The organism is Pseudomonas sp. S2_A02 (genome assembly GCF_054668495.1).
On the sequence record NZ_CP162776.1, the window covers coordinates 4,154,705 to 4,175,469 of the forward strand.

At 58.0% G+C, this 20,765-nt stretch carries 19 protein-coding genes and 1 riboswitch; of the genes, 11 read left to right on the forward strand and 8 right to left on the reverse strand.

The window, feature by feature from the left end:
- Positions 1–51 precede the first annotated feature (51 nt).
- Entirely contained in the window at positions 52–1,461 is a 1,410-nt protein-coding gene (gene ahcY, locus AB4O41_RS18975) for an adenosylhomocysteinase (RefSeq protein WP_007898042.1), read from the reverse strand.
- 23 nt (positions 1,462–1,484) lie between these two features.
- A riboswitch (S-adenosyl-L-homocysteine riboswitch) is annotated at positions 1,485–1,583 on the reverse strand.
- Positions 1,584–1,781: 198 nt separating this feature from the next.
- On the opposite strand from ahcY, the gene AB4O41_RS18980 reads away from it, so the two are divergent.
- The 4 genes from AB4O41_RS18980 (at position 1,782) to AB4O41_RS18995 (ending at position 4,900) form a co-directional block, all read left to right on the forward strand.
- On the forward strand, positions 1,782–2,186 hold the full coding sequence (locus AB4O41_RS18980) for an acyl-CoA thioesterase (protein WP_460144269.1): 405 nt from the start codon (positions 1,782–1,784) through the stop codon (positions 2,184–2,186).
- Between the two features lie 93 nt (positions 2,187–2,279).
- The gene (locus AB4O41_RS18985; RefSeq protein WP_460144270.1) at positions 2,280–3,164 is read left to right on the forward strand and encodes a formate/nitrite transporter family protein; all 885 of its coding nucleotides are present in this window, start codon (positions 2,280–2,282) and stop codon (positions 3,162–3,164) included.
- A gap of 464 nt (positions 3,165–3,628) precedes the next feature.
- Positions 3,629–4,462, forward strand: a complete 834-nt coding sequence (locus AB4O41_RS18990; RefSeq protein ID WP_460144271.1) for an EamA family transporter — start codon at positions 3,629–3,631, stop codon at positions 4,460–4,462.
- Positions 4,463–4,513: 51 nt separating this feature from the next.
- Positions 4,514–4,900, forward strand: coding sequence for an MAPEG family protein (locus AB4O41_RS18995; RefSeq protein ID WP_123719655.1), 387 nt, complete (start codon positions 4,514–4,516; stop codon positions 4,898–4,900).
- Positions 4,901–5,017: 117 nt separating this feature from the next.
- Here the strand turns inward: AB4O41_RS18995 and mltA are convergent, their stop codons facing one another.
- On the reverse strand, positions 5,018–6,190 hold the full coding sequence (gene mltA, locus AB4O41_RS19000) for a murein transglycosylase A (RefSeq protein WP_460144272.1): 1,173 nt from the start codon (positions 6,188–6,190) through the stop codon (positions 5,018–5,020).
- Between the two features lie 128 nt (positions 6,191–6,318).
- Between mltA and AB4O41_RS19005 the strand changes: the two genes are divergently transcribed.
- Positions 6,319–6,768: a c-type cytochrome gene (locus tag AB4O41_RS19005; RefSeq protein ID WP_460144273.1), complete on the forward strand. Its 450-nt coding sequence runs from the start codon at positions 6,319–6,321 to the stop codon at positions 6,766–6,768.
- A gap of 129 nt (positions 6,769–6,897) precedes the next feature.
- Here the strand turns inward: AB4O41_RS19005 and AB4O41_RS19010 are convergent, their stop codons facing one another.
- The 4 genes from AB4O41_RS19010 to AB4O41_RS19025 all read right to left on the reverse strand — a co-directional run bounded on the left by AB4O41_RS19010 (position 6,898) and on the right by AB4O41_RS19025 (position 11,492).
- On the reverse strand, positions 6,898–7,293 hold the full coding sequence (locus tag AB4O41_RS19010) for a DUF1090 domain-containing protein (protein ID WP_007894925.1): 396 nt from the start codon (positions 7,291–7,293) through the stop codon (positions 6,898–6,900).
- A 90-nt stretch (positions 7,294–7,383) separates the two neighbouring features.
- Positions 7,384–9,063 (reverse strand): NAD-dependent DNA ligase LigB, encoded by a 1,680-nt coding sequence (ligB, locus tag AB4O41_RS19015; RefSeq protein ID WP_460144274.1) that lies wholly within the window; start codon positions 9,061–9,063, stop codon positions 7,384–7,386.
- Between the two features lie 224 nt (positions 9,064–9,287).
- Positions 9,288–10,478 (reverse strand): methionine adenosyltransferase, encoded by a 1,191-nt coding sequence (gene metK / locus AB4O41_RS19020; protein ID WP_367373275.1) that lies wholly within the window; start codon positions 10,476–10,478, stop codon positions 9,288–9,290.
- An 18-nt stretch (positions 10,479–10,496) separates the two neighbouring features.
- Positions 10,497–11,492, reverse strand: coding sequence for an ArsR/SmtB family transcription factor (locus AB4O41_RS19025; protein WP_460144275.1), 996 nt, complete (start codon positions 11,490–11,492; stop codon positions 10,497–10,499).
- A 273-nt stretch (positions 11,493–11,765) separates the two neighbouring features.
- Between AB4O41_RS19025 and tkt the strand changes: the two genes are divergently transcribed.
- The 6 genes from tkt to fba all read left to right on the forward strand — a co-directional run bounded on the left by tkt (position 11,766) and on the right by fba (position 18,131).
- Entirely contained in the window at positions 11,766–13,763 is a 1,998-nt protein-coding gene (gene tkt, locus AB4O41_RS19030; protein WP_460144276.1) for a transketolase, read from the forward strand.
- Positions 13,764–13,917: 154 nt separating this feature from the next.
- A complete protein-coding gene (epd, locus tag AB4O41_RS19035; RefSeq protein WP_258617803.1) occupies positions 13,918–14,979 on the forward strand; it encodes an erythrose-4-phosphate dehydrogenase in 1,062 nt (353 codons plus the stop codon).
- 25 nt (positions 14,980–15,004) lie between these two features.
- Positions 15,005–16,168 carry a phosphoglycerate kinase gene (locus tag AB4O41_RS19040; protein WP_460144277.1) on the forward strand — a complete coding sequence of 388 codons (1,164 nt, stop codon included), beginning with the start codon at positions 15,005–15,007 and terminating at the stop codon, positions 16,166–16,168.
- A gap of 34 nt (positions 16,169–16,202) precedes the next feature.
- On the forward strand, positions 16,203–16,424 hold the full coding sequence (locus AB4O41_RS19045; RefSeq protein WP_123719649.1) for a hypothetical protein: 222 nt from the start codon (positions 16,203–16,205) through the stop codon (positions 16,422–16,424).
- 56 nt (positions 16,425–16,480) lie between these two features.
- On the forward strand, positions 16,481–16,813 hold the full coding sequence (locus tag AB4O41_RS19050) for an MliC family protein (protein ID WP_460144278.1): 333 nt from the start codon (positions 16,481–16,483) through the stop codon (positions 16,811–16,813).
- Between the two features lie 253 nt (positions 16,814–17,066).
- Positions 17,067–18,131: a class II fructose-bisphosphate aldolase gene (gene fba, locus AB4O41_RS19055; RefSeq protein ID WP_007894938.1), complete on the forward strand. Its 1,065-nt coding sequence runs from the start codon at positions 17,067–17,069 to the stop codon at positions 18,129–18,131.
- A gap of 656 nt (positions 18,132–18,787) precedes the next feature.
- Here fba and AB4O41_RS19060 read toward each other — a convergent pair.
- Positions 18,788–19,486 carry a transposase gene (locus AB4O41_RS19060; RefSeq protein ID WP_460144279.1) on the reverse strand — a complete coding sequence of 233 codons (699 nt, stop codon included), beginning with the start codon at positions 19,484–19,486 and terminating at the stop codon, positions 18,788–18,790.
- 555 nt (positions 19,487–20,041) lie between these two features.
- Positions 20,042–20,404 carry a DUF6124 family protein gene (locus AB4O41_RS19065; protein ID WP_460144280.1) on the reverse strand — a complete coding sequence of 121 codons (363 nt, stop codon included), beginning with the start codon at positions 20,402–20,404 and terminating at the stop codon, positions 20,042–20,044.
- Positions 20,405–20,765 lie beyond the last annotated feature (361 nt).

Below are 20,765 nucleotides of genomic sequence, written 5' to 3' on the forward strand. Positions count from 1 at the left end.
GCCTTCGCGAGCAAGCCCGCTCCCACAAGGGAGAGCAGGCAGCAGGACCAATCAGTAGCGGTAAGCGTGCGGCTTGAACGGGCCTTCGACGGTCACGCCGATGTAGTCAGCCTGTTGCTTGGTCAGTTGAGTGACCACGCCACCGAAACCGCGGACCATTTCCAGGGCCACTTCTTCGTCGAGTTTCTTCGGCAGTACTTCAACGGTCAGGCGCTCGGCTTTCTGGGCTGGCGACAGGTCGGCGTACTTCTGGCCGAACAGGAAGATCTGAGCCAGAACCTGGTTGGCGAACGAGCCATCCATGATGCGGCTTGGGTGGCCAGTGGCGTTGCCCAGGTTAACCAGGCGGCCTTCGGCCAGCAGGATCAGGTAGTCGTCGTTCTGAGCGTCGAATGCGCCCGGGCCGGTACGGTGAACCTTGTGAACCTGTGGCTTCACTTCTTCCCATGCCCAGTTCTTGCGCATGAAAGCGGTGTCGATTTCGTTGTCGAAGTGACCGATGTTGCAGACAACAGCGCGCTTCTTCAGGGCTTTGAGCATGTTCGCGTCGCAAACATTAACGTTGCCGGTGGTGGTCACGATCAGGTCGATCTTGCCCAGCAGTGCTTTGTCGATGCTCGCTTCGGTACCGTTGTTGATACCGTCGATGAACGGCGAAACCAGTTCGAAACCGTCCATGCAGGCTTGCATGGCGCAGATCGGGTCGACTTCGGACACTTTAACGATCATGCCTTCCTGGCGCAGGGACTGGGCCGAGCCCTTGCCCACGTCACCGTAACCGATGACCAGCGCTTGCTTGCCGGACAGCAGGTGGTCGGTGCCGCGCTTGATCGCGTCGTTCAGGCTGTGACGGCAGCCGTACTTGTTGTCGTTCTTGCTCTTGGTCACCGAGTCGTTGACGTTGATGGCCGGGATTTTCAGCTCGCCCTTGGCCAGCATGTCCAGCAGACGGTGAACGCCGGTGGTGGTTTCTTCGGTGACGCCGTGGACGCGGTCCAGGATCGCCGGGTATTTCTTGTGCAGCAGCTCGGTCAGGTCGCCGCCGTCGTCGAGGATCATGTTGGCATCCCAAGGCGCGCCATCTTTGAGGATGGTTTGCTCCAGGCACCACTCGTACTCTTCTTCAGTCTCGCCTTTCCAGGCGAAAACCGGGATACCGGCAGCGGCGATAGCGGCTGCGGCCTGGTCTTGAGTCGAGAAAATGTTGCAGGACGACCAACGTACTTCGGCACCCAGGGCAACCAGGGTTTCGATCAGCACGGCAGTCTGAATGGTCATGTGGATGCAGCCGAGGATTTTCGCGCCTTTGAGCGGTTGCTCGGCGGAATACTTGCGGCGCAGACCCATCAGGGCTGGCATTTCGGATTCGGCGATGATGGTTTCGCGACGGCCCCAGGCAGCCAGGGACATGTCGGCGACTTTGTAATCGTTAAAATCTACAGGCGTGATAACAGCGCTCATGATGAGCCTCCATTCGTAATGTATGCGAATGGGCGCCGTTGTGCGTTTAGTGTCTGGCCGTGGCCAGTCAACGCCCCATCCGAGCCTGACAGGTCGAACCTGCTGCAGCGCCCCTCGGACAGGTGGCGGGAAAACGGTAGCAAGTGAACATTACCGTTTTGAAACGGGGGCGATTATAGCGGGCTATGCTGATCTTCCAAAGCCTTTCTGTTGGTCAATGTCCGAACGGTAATCGAGACCATAGTCGATGCGTAATAGAGCTCTAGTCCGGGCTCTGCCATGATGGCCGGCATCAATCGGCAAGACGGTCAGGAGTGAGTATGAATTTCCACACCCGCAAATGGGTAAAACCCGAAGACCTCAACCCCAACGGCACGCTGTTCGGCGGCAGCCTGTTGCGCTGGATCGACGAAGAAGCGGCGATCTACGCCATCGTCCAGCTGGGTAATCAGCGCGTAGTCACCAAGTACATTTCCGAAATCAACTTCGTCAGTGCCTCTCGCCAGGGCGACATCATCGAACTGGGCATCACCGCCACCGAGTTCGGTCGCACCTCGATCACGCTGACCTGCGAAGTGCGCAACAAGATCACCCGCAAGAGCATCCTGACGGTGGAGAAGATGGTTTTCGTGAACCTGGGCGAAGACGGCCTGCCGGCACCGCATGGCCGGACCGAGATCAGATACGTCAAAGACCAGTTCAAGGATGATGACATCGGCCAGTGATTGCCACAGGGTTTGCTTCGTTTCGCCAGGTAGTGAACAGCTCCGAACCCCGCGTGTCGTAATTAAACGACACGCCACGGGTTCAGGAGCTTTATGGACACGCCCAAAGACGGCAAGACACCGGACCTCTCGGCGCAAGAACAGCGCGAGGTCGACAAGAATCAGCCACCGCGCGCGGCGGTGCTGCACGAAATCATTCGCACCCAAGGTAATCAGGAACTCGAGCGCAGCGTTGCGGCGCTGTGGTGGTCAGCCCTGGCTGCGGGTTTGACCATGGGCTTGTCACTGATGGGGATGGGGCTGCTCAACTCGCGTCTGCCGGACGGCGAAGGCTTCAAGGTGATCGCCAGCTTCGGTTACTGCGCAGGTTTTCTCGCGGTGATTCTGGCCCGTCAGCAACTCTTCACCGAAAACACCCTGACTGCCGTATTGCCGATCATGAGCAAGCCTACGCTGGGTAATTTCGGTCGGTTGTTTCGGCTGTGGTCAGTCGTGCTGGTGGGCAACCTCTGCGGCACCTTGCTGGTGGCGTACGTGATGCTGCACCTGCCGATTTTCGACACCAAGACCGATCTGGCCTTCCTCGACATCGGACGCAAGGTCATGGAGAACGACGCGAGCAAAATGTTCGCCAAAGGCATCATCTCCGGCTGGATGATCGCCACCATGGTCTGGATGATCCCGTCCATGGAAAGCGCCAAGATGTGGATCATCATCCTCATCACCTATTTCATGGCGCTGGGAGACTTCACCCACATTGTGGTCGGATCGGTCGAGGTTTCGTATCTGGTGTTTGCCGGCGAGTTGCCGTGGAAGGATTTCTGGCTGGTATTCGCTGGGCCGACGCTGGTGGGGAACATCATCGGTGGCAGTTTTATTTTCGCGCTGATCAGTCATGCGCAGATTCGCAGTGAAAGCGGGCCGCCGAAGAAGAGCACGGATCAAACGCCGGATCCACGCAAGCGTAAAGATGAGTGAAGTGAGGTGCACCGCGTAAGCTTCATCGCGAACAGGCTCGCTCCCACCGGGAAATACGCTGTCCAAGTGGGAGCGAGCCTGCTCGCGATAGCGGTTTGCGCAACAATGCAGTCAATCAGCCGGACACATTGGCCGCGACAGCACTGCGACGCTGCAGGTAGATGAAAAACAGCGCCGTCAGTACCGTCAACCCGCTGACCAGTGCGCCGGTCCACGGTAAGTCCGGTGAGAGCGGGCAGAGGCAGGAATTATTGGAATTAGTGTGTGCGCAACTGAGTGCGGCGTAGTCGCTTGCAGTATAAACAGCTGCGGATATATGGCGAATCAATTCTCTGCTCCCGCCCTTGTAGGAGCTGCCGAAGGCTGCGATCTTTTGATCTTTGGTGCGGCGTGGATTGCCAGGATCAAAAGATCGCAGCCTTCGGCAGCTCCTGCGAGGGAGGGGGGAACATAAGGAGTGTGCCGTGCTTGCGACGGTTCTGGTGTTGGTGGCGGCGCTGTTGCACGCGGCGTGGAATACCCTGATCAAATTCAGCGCGGAGCGGCTGTTGGTGGTGGCCTGCATGGATAGCGTGGCGCTGCTGTTTGTCGCCCTGATGCTGCCCTTCGTGATGTTGCCGCCACTGGAGATGTGGCCGTGGATTCTCGCGTCGGCAGCATTCGAGTTGCTCTATCGCTATCTGTTGATCCAGGCCTATCGGGTCGGCGATCTCGGCTTGGTCTACCCGTTGATGCGTGGCCTGTCGCCGCTAGTGGTGCTGGCACTGACACTGATCTTCGCCGGGGAAGTGCTGACGGCTCAGCAGATCTTCGGCATTTTACTGATCCCGCTCGGCATGTTGTGCCTGCTCTGGCAGGGCGGTGGCGGGGTGCGTCTGCCGTGGTCAATGCTGCCGGTAGTGGCGCTGATCGGGTTGTGCATCGGTTGCTACACCTTCATCGATGGCCAGGCTTTACGGCGCTGGTCTCACCCGCTGGACTACCTGGTGTGGGTCACCTTGCTTAGCGCCTGGCCGTTCCCATTGCTGGCGATGGTACGCAAGCGGCCGGCGTTCATGGTGTTCTGGCGTGAGCAGTGGCGGTTGGGGTTGGCGGTCGGGTTTTGCGTACTGTTCAGCTACGCTCTGGTGCTGTGGGCCATGCAGCTCGGTTCGATTGCCGAAGCAGCGGCGCTGCGCGAAATCAGTGTGATCCTGGTGGTGCTGTTCGGTATGCGCTACCTGAAAGAACCTTTCGGCAGACCCCGGCTCTTAGCCTGTGGGCTGGTGCTGGTCGGCATGTTGGTGATGAAGTTTTAGTCGCCCCTGATGGAACTCGACTCTCTATAACTTTGAAGAAGGGACTGCGTTATGACGGTTGCTCTATGGTGCATTTTGATTGCGATCTGTTTGCCGTATCTATGCACAGGCGTCGCCAAGTTCAGCGGCGGCAAGTTCGGGCTGAAACAGAATCACGATCCGCGGGCATTTCTGGATTCGCTCGAAGGGGTGGCCAGGCGTGCGCATTCGGCGCAGTTGAATAGCTTCGAAGTGACACCGGCGTTTGCTGCAGCGGTAATCGTCGCGCACCTGGCCGGTAATGCCGATCTGGTGACGATCAATGTGCTGGCGGTGTTGTTTATCACCAGTCGACTGCTGTACATCATTTGCTATCTGGCGGACTGGGCGATTTTGCGGTCGCTGGTGTGGGCCATAGGCATAGGGTTGATTGTCAGTTTCTTTGTTGTGTCTGTTTAAAGACAAGATCAAAAGATCGCAGGCTTCGCCAGCTCCTACAGGGATCGATGTTCATCCGCGATATTGCAGCGCACACGGTCAATGTAGGAGCTGGCGAAGGCTGCGATCTTTTGCTTTTTAAAGTTTGTCAGCCACCTGTGGTACTTGTGGCAACGCCGCCCCTTTAGGCCACAGCATCCAGATCTGCCCCTGCTGTTTCATGTCGCCGGCCAATTGCCCGGCTGCGTCCCCCGTGCCCCAGAACAGGTCTGCGCGGACCTCGCCGGCAATTGCGCCGCCAGTATCTTGCGCGGCCACCGGGCGCACCAATGCGCTGCCGTCCGGGCGTGTGGTCGATAACCACAACAGACTGCCGAGCGGAATCACCTTGCGGTCCACCGCCGCGCTATAACCTGCGGTCAGCGGTACATTCAGCGAACCACGCGGTCCTTCGTTGCTGTCGGGGTTGCGGGTGAAGAACACGTAGCTGGGGTTGCTGCCGAGCAGTTCGGGAATACGCATCGGATTGGCTTTGGCCCAGGTGCTGATAGCGCCCATAGTCACGTCTTCTTTCTTCAACTCACCCTGGTCCACCAGCCAGCGGCCGATGGGGCGATACGGGTGGCCATTCTGGTCGGCGTAACCGATGCGCAACTGACGACCGTCATCAAGCTGGATGCGACCCGAGCCCTGGATTTGCAGGAACTGCAGGTTCATCGGGTCGGTCAGCCAGGCAATCACCGGCGCCTTCACACCTTTGGTTTCAATGGTTGCAGCATCGTCGTACGGCTTGAGCACGCGACCTTCGAGTCTGCCGCGCAGGCGTTTGCCTTTGAGTTCCGGATAGATACTGTCCAGCGAGACGATGATCATATCCTCGGGCACACCGTACACCGGAATATTGGCTGCTTCGGTCTGGGTCAGGCTGCCGGGGTACACCGGTTCGTAGTAACCGGTAATCAGGCCGTTGGGGTTGTCATTGGCGGCGCGCAGGCCATAGACGTCCAGGTTCTGTTTGAGGAAGCCGCGGATGTCATTGGCGGTTGGCTGCACATTGACGGAAGCCGCACAGGTGCCGCCCCAGACCGGATCGGCCTTGAGTCGGGTGCAGGCGCTGCGCCACGAGCCGAAGCCAGCGACGAGGTCGTTGTCGGACACCGCCGGAAGCGCTTCCCAGGTGGCGCTGGAGTAGGTCGCCAGTGCGTGGGTTTTCGGTTTGCTGCTGTCGCCGCCGGTGCAGCCTGCCAGCACGGCCACCATCGGAAGGGTCCAGGCCAGGTTGTGACGCCATGCCTTGAAACGGCTGTTCATGGAGTAATTCCTTTGCCGGTTGCCTGAGTGCTCCATGCGCTCGAACAACCCGTATTGATAATAGGGCTATTGGTCTTTGCCGGTGACGCGAGGATACTGGCCGCCGTTTCCAGTGATCTGAAGCCACCATGACTCTTAAAAGACTTTCTGTTGTATTGCTGGCCTGCCTGACCTTGTCCGCCTGCGGTGGTGTCGACCCGAACTCGCCGCTGGGTCAGCGCAAGGCGATCTTCAAACAGATGCTCAAGACCGGCGAAGACCTGGGTGGCATGTTGCGCGGACGTATTCCGTTCGATGGCCCGAAATTCGTCGACGGCGCCGTGAAGCTCGACGCGTTGTCCCATGAGCCGTGGAAACATTTCCCGCAGGTGCGCGAAGAGGATCACACCAGCGCCAAGGATGATGTCTGGCAGAAGCAGGCACGCTTCCAGGAAATGGCCCGCACCCTTGAAGGCGCCACCGGTGAACTGGTGATTGCCAGCAAGGTTCAGCCCTACAAGGTCAGCAACCTGGGGCCGGCGGTACAGAAAGTCGAAGACGCCTGTAGTGCCTGCCATAAAGAGTTTCGGGATCATTGATTTGCGGCGCTCTGGCTAACGTCTTCGCGAGCAAGCCCGCTCCCACAGGAAATCATCGTACATGTGGGAGCGGGCTTGCTCGCGAAAGCTGCTCGAAGCACGACAAAAATCTTGGTCTTTTACCTATTCTTACTTATCCAGTTCATCCAGTGCTTCCTGCAATTCCTTGCGCGATTGAGCCAGTTTGTCTTTGCGCTTGTTGATCTTCTCGGCGTCGCCTTTTTTCATCGCCTTCTCGAGGTCGGCCTGACGCGTGCTGACTTCGTGCTTGGCGTCGAGCACCTTGTTTTCCCGTTCCTTCTTCAAGGAAGCGTCGGTGCAATGGGCAGTGACTTCGTTCAGGGCGGTTTCCAGGCCAGCCTGTTGATCGGCGTTGCCGCGGGACTTGGCCAGTTCGATCTGGTTGATGATGCCTTGTTTTTTTGCGGCGCAGCCGGTCAGGCCCGGGGCATCTTCGTCGGCCATCAATGGAGCGGCCATCACGCTGCACAGGGTCAACACGGCGAGCGGTGAAAGAAGTTTCATAAAAGCTCCAGGTGAAAAATTCGATATAGCGATGGGCTGTTTGAGCGCATCGGCACCTTTGGGTTCCCGGTTATCAGAGCGGCCTGGCGTCTAGAAACCGTCAATCCCGGCAACACGTAATGTCTCACTCAAGGCCAGGACCTGTGGGTCGCGGAAAAATGCGCTCAACTGCGCTGCGCGTCCCGCACCGATGCCGGCCTCGGCCTGCCATTGTTCGGTGGTTCGTTGCGCCAGCGCCTGCCATGTATCGGCGAGGCGTGCCTGGCCAGTCGGCGGCAAACCCAGGGCTTTGAGCCAGCGAGTGAATGGGCGTTGCCGGGCGCTGTTGAAGCTGTCCAAAAGACGAGCACTGCTGCGCTCACCGAAGCCGTCAATGTTAGCAAGCTCTTGCCCATCGAGGGTCATCCAATCGAGCAGACTGCCGAGGCGTTCGGCCTTGAGTAGTTTCTCCCAGGTGCCTGGTCCGACATGAGGCAATGCCAAACCCTGTTTACCACTGAGCCAGGTCAGGCGTGCGAGGAATTGGCTTTCGCATCCGGGTGTTGGCTGCCAGCAGCTTAAAGAGTGAAAGTCTGCTGCCAGCGGTACATTCAATTCCGGGCGTTCAGTACTGCGCAATACGACACCATCGAGCCTGGGGATGGTCAGCCCCGCCAGGCTGATGGCGACCTGATCGCCCGGGCGAATGTCCAGCGCTTCCCAGCGTTGCAGGGAGCTGGCACTCACGCGTTTGATCTGTCGGTCATCGAGCATCACCGGTACCAGATCCAGCACTGGTGTGATCCGTCCGGTCCGCCCGATCTTGAAGCGGACCTTGCGCACCTCGGCCAGCGCCTGGGCAAAAGGGTATTTCCAGGCGACGCTCCAGTAAGGTGTTTTCGCCTGCCAGCGCTCGGCCGGCGGGCGTTGGTTCTGGCGCAACACGACCCCGTCGCTGGCAAAAGGCAGGGGCGTGCGATACCAGTGATCGCGCCAGCGTTCGGCATCGGCAAATGCCTCGATCGGCTGGCTGTAGGGCGCCGTGCTGGGGAACCCCAATTCATCCAGGGCCGCCACCCGGGCCGGCAGGCTTTTCGGGCCTTGCGGCCAGTCCCAGACAAACAACCCGATACCAGTCGCTTGCTCTGGGCTTAGCGTCTTGCGCGCCATCAACCCCGCCACCGTGGCGCGGGCATTGAGGCTGCCGGCCTGGGCTTGTACGTGTTCGGTCTGGCGCCAATAGAGTTCGCCTTGCAGTAGCAAGTCCAGCGACTGCGAAAGTTTTTTAGGGATGGCGGCGATCTGGCGCGCCGAGGCAGTCCAGTCCTGGCCGTTTACCCCGTCCCCCCGACTGATTACCCGGTGCAACCAGCCGTTGCGATAGACCAATGTCACCGCCACACCATCGACCTTGGGCTGAATCCAGACCGCTTCCCGATCTTTTAGCCAGGTTTCGACGGCGTGCCCGTCGCTTAGTTTTTCCAGGCCGGTGTGGGCGATGGGGTGAGCAACCGTGCCGCCAGCCGTACGCAATGGTTCGTCGGTGGGGCCTGAATCAAAACACTCGCGCCATTCGCTCAGTCGCGCGCGGGACTGATCGTAGAGTTCATCGGCGATCAGCGACTGGCCTTCACGGTGGTAGCTGTCGTCCCAGCGATCGATTTGCAGTTGCAGGGTAGTGATTTCGTCTAGTGCGCGGGCGGGCGGCCAGTCGGGGCATTCGGCGGCATGGGTGGTCAGGCAGGTGAAGGTCAGCAGAAAACCGAAAAACAGGCGCAGGTTGGGCAGCATCGAGAGCGTCCTTGCTCAGTGGGATGCTTGAAGGCTAGTCAGTTTTCGGGTGTGGGTTGCAAGGGTGTAATTCTGCGTGTTTCGAGATAGGAAGATCAAAAGATCGCAGCCTTCGGCAGCTCCGCGCCTGTGGGCGCTGTCGAAGGCTGCGATCCTTTGATCTTTCCCATGAAAAAGCCCCGCACGGCGAACCGTGCGGGGCTTTGGGTACCGCCAGGAAAGTCTTACAGGCCGGCCGCGACACGCAGGTCGTCGGCGCGGTCGGTTTTTTCCCAGGTGAAGGTGGTGAAAGTATCTTCGCCCACAGTCTTGGTTGCCGGAGTGCGACCGAAGTGGCCGTACGCAGCGGTTTCCTGGTACATCGGGTGCAGCAGATCGAGCATGGTGGTGATTGCGTATGGGCGCAGGTCGAACACTTCGCGAACCAGTTTGACGATCTTGTCGTCGCTGATTTTGCCGGTGCCGAAGGTGTTCAACGAAATCGACGTAGGCTGAGCAACACCGATCGCGTAGGAAACCTGAATCTCGCAACGCTCGGCCAGGCCGGCAGCGACGATGTTCTTGGCCACGTAACGACCGGCGTAGGCCGCCGAACGGTCAACCTTCGATGGATCCTTGCCGGAGAACGCGCCACCGCCGTGACGGGCCATGCCGCCGTAGCTGTCGACGATGATCTTGCGACCGGTCAGGCCGCAGTCGCCAACCGGGCCACCGATGATGAATTGGCCAGTCGGGTTGATATGGAACTGGGTGTCCTTGGTCAGCAGTTCGGCAGGCAATACGTGCTTGACGATCAGTTCCATCACGCCTTCGCGCAGGTCTTTGTAGGACACTTCAGGGTTGTGCTGGGTCGACAGTACAACGGCGTCGATACCGACAACCTTGCCGCCTTCGTAGCGGCAAGTCACTTGCGACTTGGCGTCTGGGCGCAGCCAAGGCAGCAGGCCGGATTTACGGGCTTCAGCCTGACGTTGAACCAACTGGTGCGAGAAGGTGATCGGTGCTGGCATCAGCACGTCGGTTTCGTTGCTGGCGTAGCCGAACATCAGGCCCTGGTCGCCGGCGCCCTGGTCTTCAGGCTTGGCACGGTCGACGCCCTGATTGATGTCAGGGGACTGCTTGCCGATGATGTTCATCACGCCGCAAGTTGCACCGTCGAAGCCGACATTGGAGCTGTTGTAGCCGATGTCGAGAATCACGTTACGGACGATGTCTTCCAGATCGACCCAGGCCGACGTGGTGACTTCACCTGCGATGATTGCCACGCCGGTTTTCACCAGAGTCTCGCACGCCACGCGGGCGAACTTGTCTTCAGCAATGATGGCGTCCAGCACCGCATCGGAAATCTGGTCGGCGATTTTGTCCGGATGCCCTTCGGACACGGACTCGGAGGTGAAGAGGGAGTATTCGCTCATCTCGATTTTTTCCTGAATTTACCGATGGTGAGTGTCGCCAGTCGGTCGCTGAAAATGGCGGACCTGAATCTGGAAACCATTACGTAAGCCTACATAGAGGCTTTCCCCGGGAACGAGTCCCGCAGCGGTGGCCCAACGGGCCAGATCGTCCTGTTCAAACCCCAACCAGAGATCACCGCAGGCCTCCCTGGCCCAACTCTGGTTGTGGCTACATAACTCTGTCACGAGCAGGCTACCGCCCGGTTGCAGCAAGTCGGCCATGTGCTTGAGTGCTTCGGCCGGCGCGGCGAAATGGTGCAGTACCATGTTCAGTACAACGCAATCAGCCTTGAGACTTACACCGTTCAATGCATCGGCCAATTGCAGGCTGACGTTAGCCAGCGTTTCACGTTCACAGACCTGACGAGCCAGATCGAGCATCGCCGGGCTGTTGTCCAACGCCGTAACTCGAGCGAAACGACGCGCCAGCTCCGGCAGAAAACCGCCATCGCCAGGGCCCACTTCGATGGCTGTGGCGCCGGGGCCGAAACTCAGCTTGTCGAGTAGTGTCACCACGCTTTCGCGGTATTGCGGCAGGCCGGCGATCAAGTCTTGCTGGGCGCGAAACTTCTCCGCCACCCGTGAGAAAAAGTCCTGGCTGGCCGCCGCCCGTTGCCCGTGTACCTGCCCGATCCGCGACTGAACGTCAGTCGGCAGGGTCAGGTTATCCACTTCTTCCAACAGCGCGGTATGCAGCTTGCCGCCCAGCAGATCGGTGTGGGGCAGGGCGCGACGGTAGAAAATCGCATTGCCTTCACGGCGGGTCGCCACCAGATCGGCCTGGGCCAAAACCTTGAGGTGATGACTCATGCCCGACTGACCGATGCCGAAGATCTGCGCCAGTTCCAGTACGCCGAACGAGTCGTTGGCCAGCGCGCGCAGTACATTCAGCCGCAGAGGATCGCCGCCGGCCTTGCACAGGGCCGCCAGCTCATCGCAATCGTCATGTCGAATGGAAGGCACGCGTAAATTCATAAGGCCAGCAGTCTAGTGACGCTCAGAAATCATCGCAAGAGCAATATCAAAAAGTTTTGATATTGCTCGATGGATGGCACTTCTCAGCGTTAGGTTCAGTCAGCAAATGAACGGCGGAAAGGTTTCACCCGTCGAATACGTCGTTATCGATTGGAAAAACGTCTTCGGATGACTATCTGTCATTGCCCCGAGGGCTGTCGGTGAGGGAAAATGCTCGCCTTTTTTCCGTTTCGTTTTATTAACTCTCGATTCAATATCCGCAGGAGAACAGCGATGCCCAGCCGTCGTGAGCGTGCCAACGCCATTCGTGCCCTCAGCATGGATGCCGTGCAAAAAGCCAACAGCGGCCATCCCGGTGCCCCTATGGGTATGGCGGATATCGCCGAAGTACTTTGGCGTGACTACCTGAAGCACAACCCGAGCAATCCATCGTTCGCCGACCGTGACCGCTTCGTGCTGTCCAACGGTCACGGCTCGATGTTGATCTACTCGCTGCTGCACCTGACCGGCTACGATCTGTCGATCGATGACCTGAAGAACTTCCGCCAGCTGCACAGCCGCACCCCGGGTCACCCGGAATTCGGCTACACCCCGGGCGTTGAAACCACCACCGGTCCACTGGGCCAAGGCCTGGCCAACGCTGTTGGTTTTGCCCTGGCAGAAAAAGTCCTGGCGGCGCAGTTCAACCGTCCGGGCCACAACGTTGTCGACCACCACACCTACGTGTTCCTGGGTGATGGCTGCATGATGGAGGGCATTTCCCACGAAGTCAGCTCCTTGGCCGGTACCTTGGGCCTGGGCAAACTGATCGCCTTCTACGATGACAACGGCATCTCCATCGACGGCGAAGTCGAAGGCTGGTTCACCGACGACACGCCGAAGCGTTTCGAGTCCTACAACTGGCAAGTGATCCGCAACGTTGACGGTCACGACCCGGAAGAAATCAAGATCGCCATCGAAACTGCGCGCAAAAGCGAGCAACCGACGCTGATTTGCTGCAAAACCACTATCGGTTTCGGTTCGCCGAACAAGCAAGGCAAGGAAGACTGCCACGGCGCCCCATTGGGTGACGCGGAAATCGCTCTGACCCGTGAAGCACTGAAGTGGAACCACGGCCCGTTCGAAATCCCGGCCAACATCTATGCCGAGTGGGATGCCAAGGAATCTGGTCGCGCGGCCGAAGCCGAGTGGGATCAGCGCTTCGCTGCTTACTCCGCTGCTTTCCCGGAGCTGGCCAACGAACTGGTTCGTCGTCTGAGCGGTGATCTGCCGACTGACTTCGCTGAAAAAGCCTCGGCGTATATCGCTGAAGTCGCAGCCAAAGGCGAAACCATCGCCAGCCGTAAAGCCAGCCAGAACGCCCTGAACGCGTTCGGCCCGCTGCTGCCGGAACTGCTCGGCGGTTCGGCTGACCTGGCAGGCTCCAACCTGACCCTGTGGAAAGGTTGCAAAGGTGTCACCGCCGAAGACGCCAGCGGCAACTACATGTACTACGGCGTTCGCGAGTTCGGCATGAGCGCGATCATGAACGGCGTCGCCCTGCACGGCGGCCTGGTGCCTTACGGCGCGACCTTCCTGATGTTCATGGAATACGCCCGCAACGCAGTGCGCATGTCGGCGCTGATGAAGAAACGCATCATCTATGTGTTCACCCATGACTCCATCGGTCTGGGCGAAGACGGCCCGACTCACCAGCCGATCGAGCAACTGGCCAGCCTGCGCTGCACGCCGAACCTCGACACTTGGCGTCCAGCCGATGCCGTTGAATCGGCTGTGGCCTGGAAATTTGCTCTGGAGCGTGACGACGGTCCGTCGGCACTGATCTTCTCCCGTCAGAACCTGCAGCACCAGACCCGCAATGCGATCCAGATCGAAGAGATCGCGCGTGGCGGTTACGTGCTGAAAGACTGCGCAGGCGAGCCTGAGCTGATACTGATCGCCACCGGTTCGGAAGTCGGCCTGGCCGTTCAAGCCTTCGACAAACTGACCGAGCAAGGCCGCAAGGTGCGTGTTGTTTCGATGCCATGCACCAGCGTCTTCGAAGCCCAGGACGCTGGCTACAAGCAAGCGGTTCTGCCGTTGCAGGTCAGCGCTCGTATCGCCATCGAGGCCGCTCACGCGGACTACTGGTACAAGTACGTGGGCCTGGAAGGCCGCGTGATTGGCATGACCACCTACGGCGAGTCGGCGCCTGCGCCTGCCTTGTTCGAAGAGTTCGGCTTCACCCTGGAAAACATCCTGGGTCAGGCTGAAGAGCTGCTGGAAGACTAAGTCCGACAGCTGCGTTGTCTGTGCTGACGTCTTCGCGGGCAAGCCTCGCTCCTACAGGGATTTATGCCGCCCATGTAGGAGCGAGGCTTGCCCGCGAAGGCAGTTGAACATGCAACGCAACACTGACGGATTCACCACGGTAATCGAGAACCCCATGCCTCAACCGCGTCCTTACAAAGTTGCACTCAACGGCTACGGCCGGATTGGTCGTTGCGTCTTGCGTGCGTTGTTTGAGCGAGGCTCGACGGCCGGGTTTGAAATTGTCGCGATCAACGATCTGGCCGACATGGCCAGCATCGAATACCTGACACGCTTCGACTCAACTCACGGGCGCTTTCCCGGCGAAGTGAAGGTCGAAGGCGATTGTCTGCATATTAATGGCGACTGCGTGAAGGTCCTGCGCAGTGCCACCCCCGAAGGCATCGATTGGGCATCGCTGGGCGTCGATCTGGTGCTGGAGTGCTCCGGCGCTTACCACACCCGTCAGGATGGGCAGCGTTTTCTCGACGCTGGCGCGCCCCGGGTGCTGTTTTCCCAGCCGATGGCCAGCGAGGCGGATGTCGACGCTACCATCGTCTACGGTGTGAACCAGGATTGCCTGACCGGCGACGAGCTGCTGGTGTCCAACGCCTCCTGCACCACCAACTGCGGCGTGCCGCTGTTGCGCCTGCTGGATCAGGCCATTGGTCTGGAATATGTGTCGATCACCACCATCCACTCGGCCATGAACGATCAGCCGGTGATTGACGCCTATCACCACGAAGACCTGCGTCGCACCCGCTCGGCGTTCCAGTCGGTGATTCCGGTGTCCACTGGTCTGGCGCGAGGCATTGAACGCCTGCTGCCGGAACTTGCCGGGCGAATTCAGGCCAAAGCCGTGCGGGTGCCGACGGTTAATGTGTCCTGCCTCGACATTACGATGCAGACCGTAAGTGATACCGACGCCACCGAGGTCAACCGGATTCTGCGCGAGGCCGCCACCCATGGCCCGCTCAAGGGCCTTCTGGCTTACACCGAGTTGCCTCACGCCAGTTGTGATTTCAATCACGACCCACATTCGGCCATCGTCGATGCCAGTCAGACCCGCGTTTCCGGCCCACGGCTGGTGAACATCCTGGCCTGGTTCGACAACGAATGGGGTTTTGCCAATCGAATGCTGGACGTTGCAGAACACTATTTGCAAACAGCTGCACCCCAACCAAAACCTGCTCTCTAAAACAGCTATCCAGGAAATGCGACCCATGACCGTGTTGAAGATGACCGACCTCGATCTGCAAGGTAAGCGCGTACTGATCCGCGAAGACCTCAACGTCCCAGTCAAGGACGGTGTTGTCACCAGCGATGCGCGAATCCTGGCTTCGCTGCCGACCATCAAGCTGGCCCTGGAAAAAGGCGCGGCCGTGATGGTCTGCTCGCACCTTGGCCGTCCGACCGAAGGCGAGTTCTCGGCCGAGAACAGCCTCAAGCCAGTCGCTGACTACTTGAGCAAGGCGCTGGGCCGCGAAGTGCCGCTGGTGTCCGATTACCTTGGCGGCGTCGACGTGAAAGCCGGCGACATCGTGTTGTTCGAAAACGTGCGCTTCAACAAGGGCGAGAAAAAGAACGCTGACGAACTGGCCAAGCAATACGCTGCCCTGTGCGACGTGTTTGTGATGGACGCCTTCGGCACCGCTCACCGCGCCGAGGGTTCGACCCATGGCGTGGCCAAGTTCGCCAAAGTCGCCGCTGCTGGCCCGTTGCTGGCCGCCGAACTGGATGCACTGGGCAAAGCCCTGGGCGCCCCGGCGCAGCCGATGGCCGCTATCGTGGCCGGCTCCAAAGTGTCGACCAAACTCGACGTGCTCAACAGCCTGAGCCAGATCTGCAACCAGCTGATCGTCGGTGGCGGTATTGCCAACACCTTCCTGGCCGCTGCCGGTCACCCGGTCGGCAAATCCCTGTACGAGCCAGACCTGCTGGACACCGCCCGTGAAATCGCTGCCAAAGTCAGCGTGCCCCTGCCGGTCGACGTGGTGGTTGCCAAGGAATTCGCTGAAAGCGCGACCGCGACCGTCAAGCTGATTGCCGACGTGGCTGCAGACGACATGATCCTGGACATCGGCCCACAGACCGCGGCGAATTTCGCCGAGCTGCTGAAGTCGTCCAAGACCATTCTGTGGAACGGCCCGGTGGGCGTGTTCGAATTCGACCAGTTCGGTAACGGCACCAAGGTGCTGGCCCAGGCCATCGCCGACAGCTCGGCGTTCTCCATCGCTGGCGGCGGCGACACCCTGGCAGCCATCGATAAATATGGCGTTGCTGAGCAAATCTCCTACATTTCTACCGGCGGCGGCGCGTTCCTCGAGTTCGTCGAAGGCAAAGTCCTGCCGGCCGTTGAAGTCCTGGAAAGCCGGGCCAAGGCCTGAGGCCGCGCATTTGACCAGGCAAAGGAGTGTTCAGATGGTCAGGACCTTAGTGTTGTTGATCGCCGCGGGTATGTTGGCGGCTTGCGGGAGTAACCCGAAAGCCACGCCGGAACCCGCGCCGCAAACACAGGAAAAAGGCTGCTACCAGGCCGACTGGCAAGCGGAAACCAACCCGGTGATCAACAAGCGTTCCGGGCCGGATGGCCTGGACAAATATGAGACACAGACCCCGGCCAAGGAACATGGTTGCCCTTGAGGGGTCTGACTCTTTACTCAAGGCTGGCAGCGTGCGCCGTCAGTCGAGGAACACGGATGAAACGCTTTATTGCCGTTGCGGCAGTGGCATTGCTGGCAGGTTGCGCCAATTTGAATCTGTTCAACGCTGCCGAGCCTGCGGACAGTTGGAGCACCTGGACCTGCGATAGCCAGGCCAAAGTGCTCTGGCGCTACACTGATGTCAGCCGCAAGGAAGTCGACGTGCGCCTGGGCGGTGCCGATCAGGTCTACCGCTTGAAGCTTGAACCGGGCGCCGAAGGTTCGCTGTACAGCAACGACATGCTGGCGTTTCACGTAAAAGGTGAGGAAGGCCTGGTGTACTGGGTCGCCACCAATGATTTGATCGGCCGCGGTTGTAAAGCCGAGTAATTGAAGGCTTGCGCCAAATCTGTAGGAGCGAAGCTTGCTCGCGAAAGCGGTTTAACTGACAACATATGTGTTGAATGTGATGACCTCTTCGCGAGCAAGCTTCGCTCCTACAGGAAATCAACGGCTCGTAGAGATTCAGGCAACACCGAATTCGCAGCCCGGGCCAACCCCCGATCTGCAATAACTTGAATAGCCGCCGCCGCTACGGCAGGCTGGCACGATTAACGACCCTCAACCGGGAGAGACACACACAATGGCACTTATCAGCATGCGCCAGATGCTGGACCACGCAGCCGAGTTCGGCTACGGCGTTCCAGCCTTCAACGTCAACAACCTTGAGCAGATGCGCGCCATCATGGAAGCCGCTGACAAGACTGACTCCCCGGTGATCGTCCAGGCTTCGGCCGGTGCTCGCAAATACGCCGGTGCACCGTTCCTGCGTCACCTGATCCTGGCGGCAATCGAAGAATTCCCGCACATCCCTGTGTGCATGCACCAGGACCACGGCACCAGCCCTGACGTCTGCCAGCGCTCCATCCAACTGGGCTTCAGCTCGGTGATGATGGACGGTTCCCTCGGCGAAGACGGCAAGACCCCGACCGACTACGACTACAACGTCCGTGTTACCCAACAAACCGTCGCCATGGCGCACGCCTGCGGCGTATCGGTAGAAGGCGAGCTGGGCTGCCTGGGTTCGCTGGAAACCGGCATGGCCGGTGAAGAAGACGGCATCGGCGCCGAAGGCGTTCTGGATCACAGCCAAATGCTGACCGACCCGGAAGAAGCCGCTGACTTCGTCAAGCGCACCCAAGTCGATGCCCTGGCCATCGCCATCGGCACCAGCCACGGCGCCTACAAGTTCACCAAGCCACCTACCGGCGACGTGCTGGCCATCGACCGCATCAAAGAAATCCACAAACGCATCCCGAACACCCACCTGGTGATGCACGGTTCGTCTTCGGTTCCGCAAGAGTGGCTGGCGATCATCAACCAGTACGGCGGCGACATCAAAGAAACCTACGGCGTACCGGTTGAGGAAATCGTCGAAGGCATCAAGCACGGCGTGCGCAAGGTCAACATCGACACCGACCTGCGCCTGGCATCCACCGGTGCGATGCGTCGCCTGATGGCTACCAACCCTAGCGAGTTCGATCCGCGTAAGTTCTTCGGCGCGACCGTGACTGCGATGCGTGATGTGTGTATTGCGCGTTATGAGCAGTTTGGTACGGCGGGTAATGCTTCGAAGATCAAGCCGATCTCGTTGGAAGCGATGTATCAGCGGTATTTGAAGGGTGAGTTGAATGCTAAGGTGAATTGAGCCTCTGTATTTGAGTAATAATAAAAACCCGCCGAGAGGCGGGTTTTTATTGCGGGGAAGAATCAGTACTGACTTAAATAAGCCAGTGCTATGTAGAAGATGTCATTTACAAAACTTTCATTTTACGGGGTTGCGAAATGATGTGGACCAGCTTCTGTTGTCACCTATCGTCCCATCTTGTTCCAAATGTCGCAAAACAATGTCGTACTCATGGTTAGAGCCCGGAGTAACATTGATTGAGAAATTTCCATTGTGATCTGTACATCCCTGCGATAATTGCTGCCCTGTGCCACTTACACACACGACAAAATTCCTATTTGGATCTCCTGCGCCATTGACAGTAAAATAACTCCCGCATGGCACGACTGAGTTTATAGTTATAACAGTCATATTTTTCTCCTTAATTCATCGAGCGTCGACGAATTCAATTAGATGGAAAGTTTATTTAATTGGTTGCGCTGTTTCGCTTCTTTTCATGTTCCGTAGAAGAGGATAGACAGATATGCTTTCTGCGGCACCTGTTAGATTTGACAGTCTTTAATATCATTTCGCGATAGGTGAAGGTTTTTAATAGGATAGAAAAGGGACAAAAAAGGGGACAGATTTATTTAATCATCACTTTCTATCGGAATCGACAGTTAGTCGCCCCTCATACTTTATTCGAGTTGTTTCGCAGGTCTGCCTCGCGCTCGATGCGATATTCGCAATCCAGTGATTTTTTCAATCTCATCTGTGAATCGAGGATTGCCCGTCAATTGTCCACGCTGGAGGGCGCCTCTGATCAACTGCAGCTCCGAGGAAGGAGTCGTTTGCTCCATAAAGGAGGTGTAGCGAGCAAGGCGCTCGCTATGGGTTTCACCGAGCTCGTTGAAGCAAAGGTCTTCATCGAGCCAATGATTTTCTGCCGTTTCGTTGAGCCGTAGGTGCAAGCTCGACCAAGGGTAATCCTGCGCATGCTGAACTATTTGCGCTCGCACCGGATTTAGCTCGATGTATCGACTACAAGCCAGCAAATAGGTGTCGGTTTGAACCACGCTGGATTTGTATCGACTCTCCCACAAGGTACCGGTGCGCCCCTCCAGCTTATTGCGATAACGCGTCATGCGGCCTGCCAAGCCTTTCATCAATTGTCCGAGACTCGCGACGGAGTCTCCTGGCGCGAGTAGTAGATGGACATGATTGGTCATCAAGCAGAAGGCATAGACTTTAACGTCGTATAGCGTTTTGAGCTCTCGCAGATCTTCGAGGTAACGCTGGAAGTCACTCGGCTCAGGGAACACAACCTGCCTGTTGTGGCCTCGTTGCACGACATGATGCGGATAATTTGGCAAAACAATGCGTCCCATTCTGGGCATATAGCCTCCTACGTCCTTGTAGTGATGCACGAAGCCTAGCGGAAAATAACAACGAGGCGAATGCATGGGCGCGCGTGATAGAAAATAAATCTGTCCCCTTTTCTGGTCCCCTTTTCTCGCTTTTCGCGTAAGAATTGATAGTGTTTTATAACTTTTTGCGATTGAGAAAAGATCTGTTTTGAAAAATAGCCGAGAAGGTGATTAATGAGTAAAGGACGGATTTATTTTAATCGGTTATTTGGAGCGTTATTGCCAATATATCTAAAGGACTGTCATATCTGATAGTAGACAGCCTTTATCGATTCTTTCAGAATAAAACTCCACCCTGTAATGGAGTACGCAGTTATGAGCACCAAGGATGTAAAACCAAAAGCGAAAGGCCCTGCGCCTGTCACAATTCCAGTTGCACCAAAGCCGGAAAGTATCCAAAACTCTAAAGGACCCGCGCCTTTCACATTGCCGAAAGAGTCAGAATAAGCACGTAGTAAAAAACCCGCCGAGAGGCGGGTTTTTGTTGGAAGCAAGTTTGCTCGCCTTGCTCTAATTGGGCCGCGATTACTCCTTCAATTCGACGTGATCCAGCGCCTGGTTTACCGCCAGTTCGCCGAGCATGACCACCTGGGCAATACCCAGCAGGGTCTTGCGATGTGAGGTCTCCAGCAGCGCCGCGAAATCGTTAAGCATGGTGGTGGCCGAGCCCAGTGTTTCGCTGGCGTTGGCCAGCAGGGATTCGGTGTTGTACTTCGGATTGGCGAGGAACATGGGTTCGGGTTCGTTGGTGCTGGCCATGATTTGGGCGGCTGGGTTGAGATAGTGGTCGAGGGCACGCTCGGCGGCTTCGTGGAATTTTTTCGAATCGAGGGATTCGTAGGGGGAGGCCGGGTCTGTGTCCGGCGGATTAGGCGTTACCTTGAACATAAGCTGAAAACTCCTGAATGGAGCTGCTTAACCTTCTCTACTAAAAGAAGGGTGGCAGCTGTGCGCAGGTTAGTAGACCGGGGAGTTATCAGCATTAACCGGCGCGCCGAAGCGCCCTGAGCACAGCCACCATCACGTTCAGACAGGAACATCTGATGGACAGAGCTTTGCACCTAACTGAAAAAACACCACGGGCTACTAAACCCGATCACTGGGAATCAGTGATGCGAATCAAGTTACCGATGGGCTTCAAGGTGCACAAGTCGGCGGATTCTGGCGTAACCGTAGGCGGTGACGCAAGCTGTTGTAGGTCTCATGAAGTAACGCTGAGTGCCTTTAAACGTGGGCGTTTAAGTGGGGG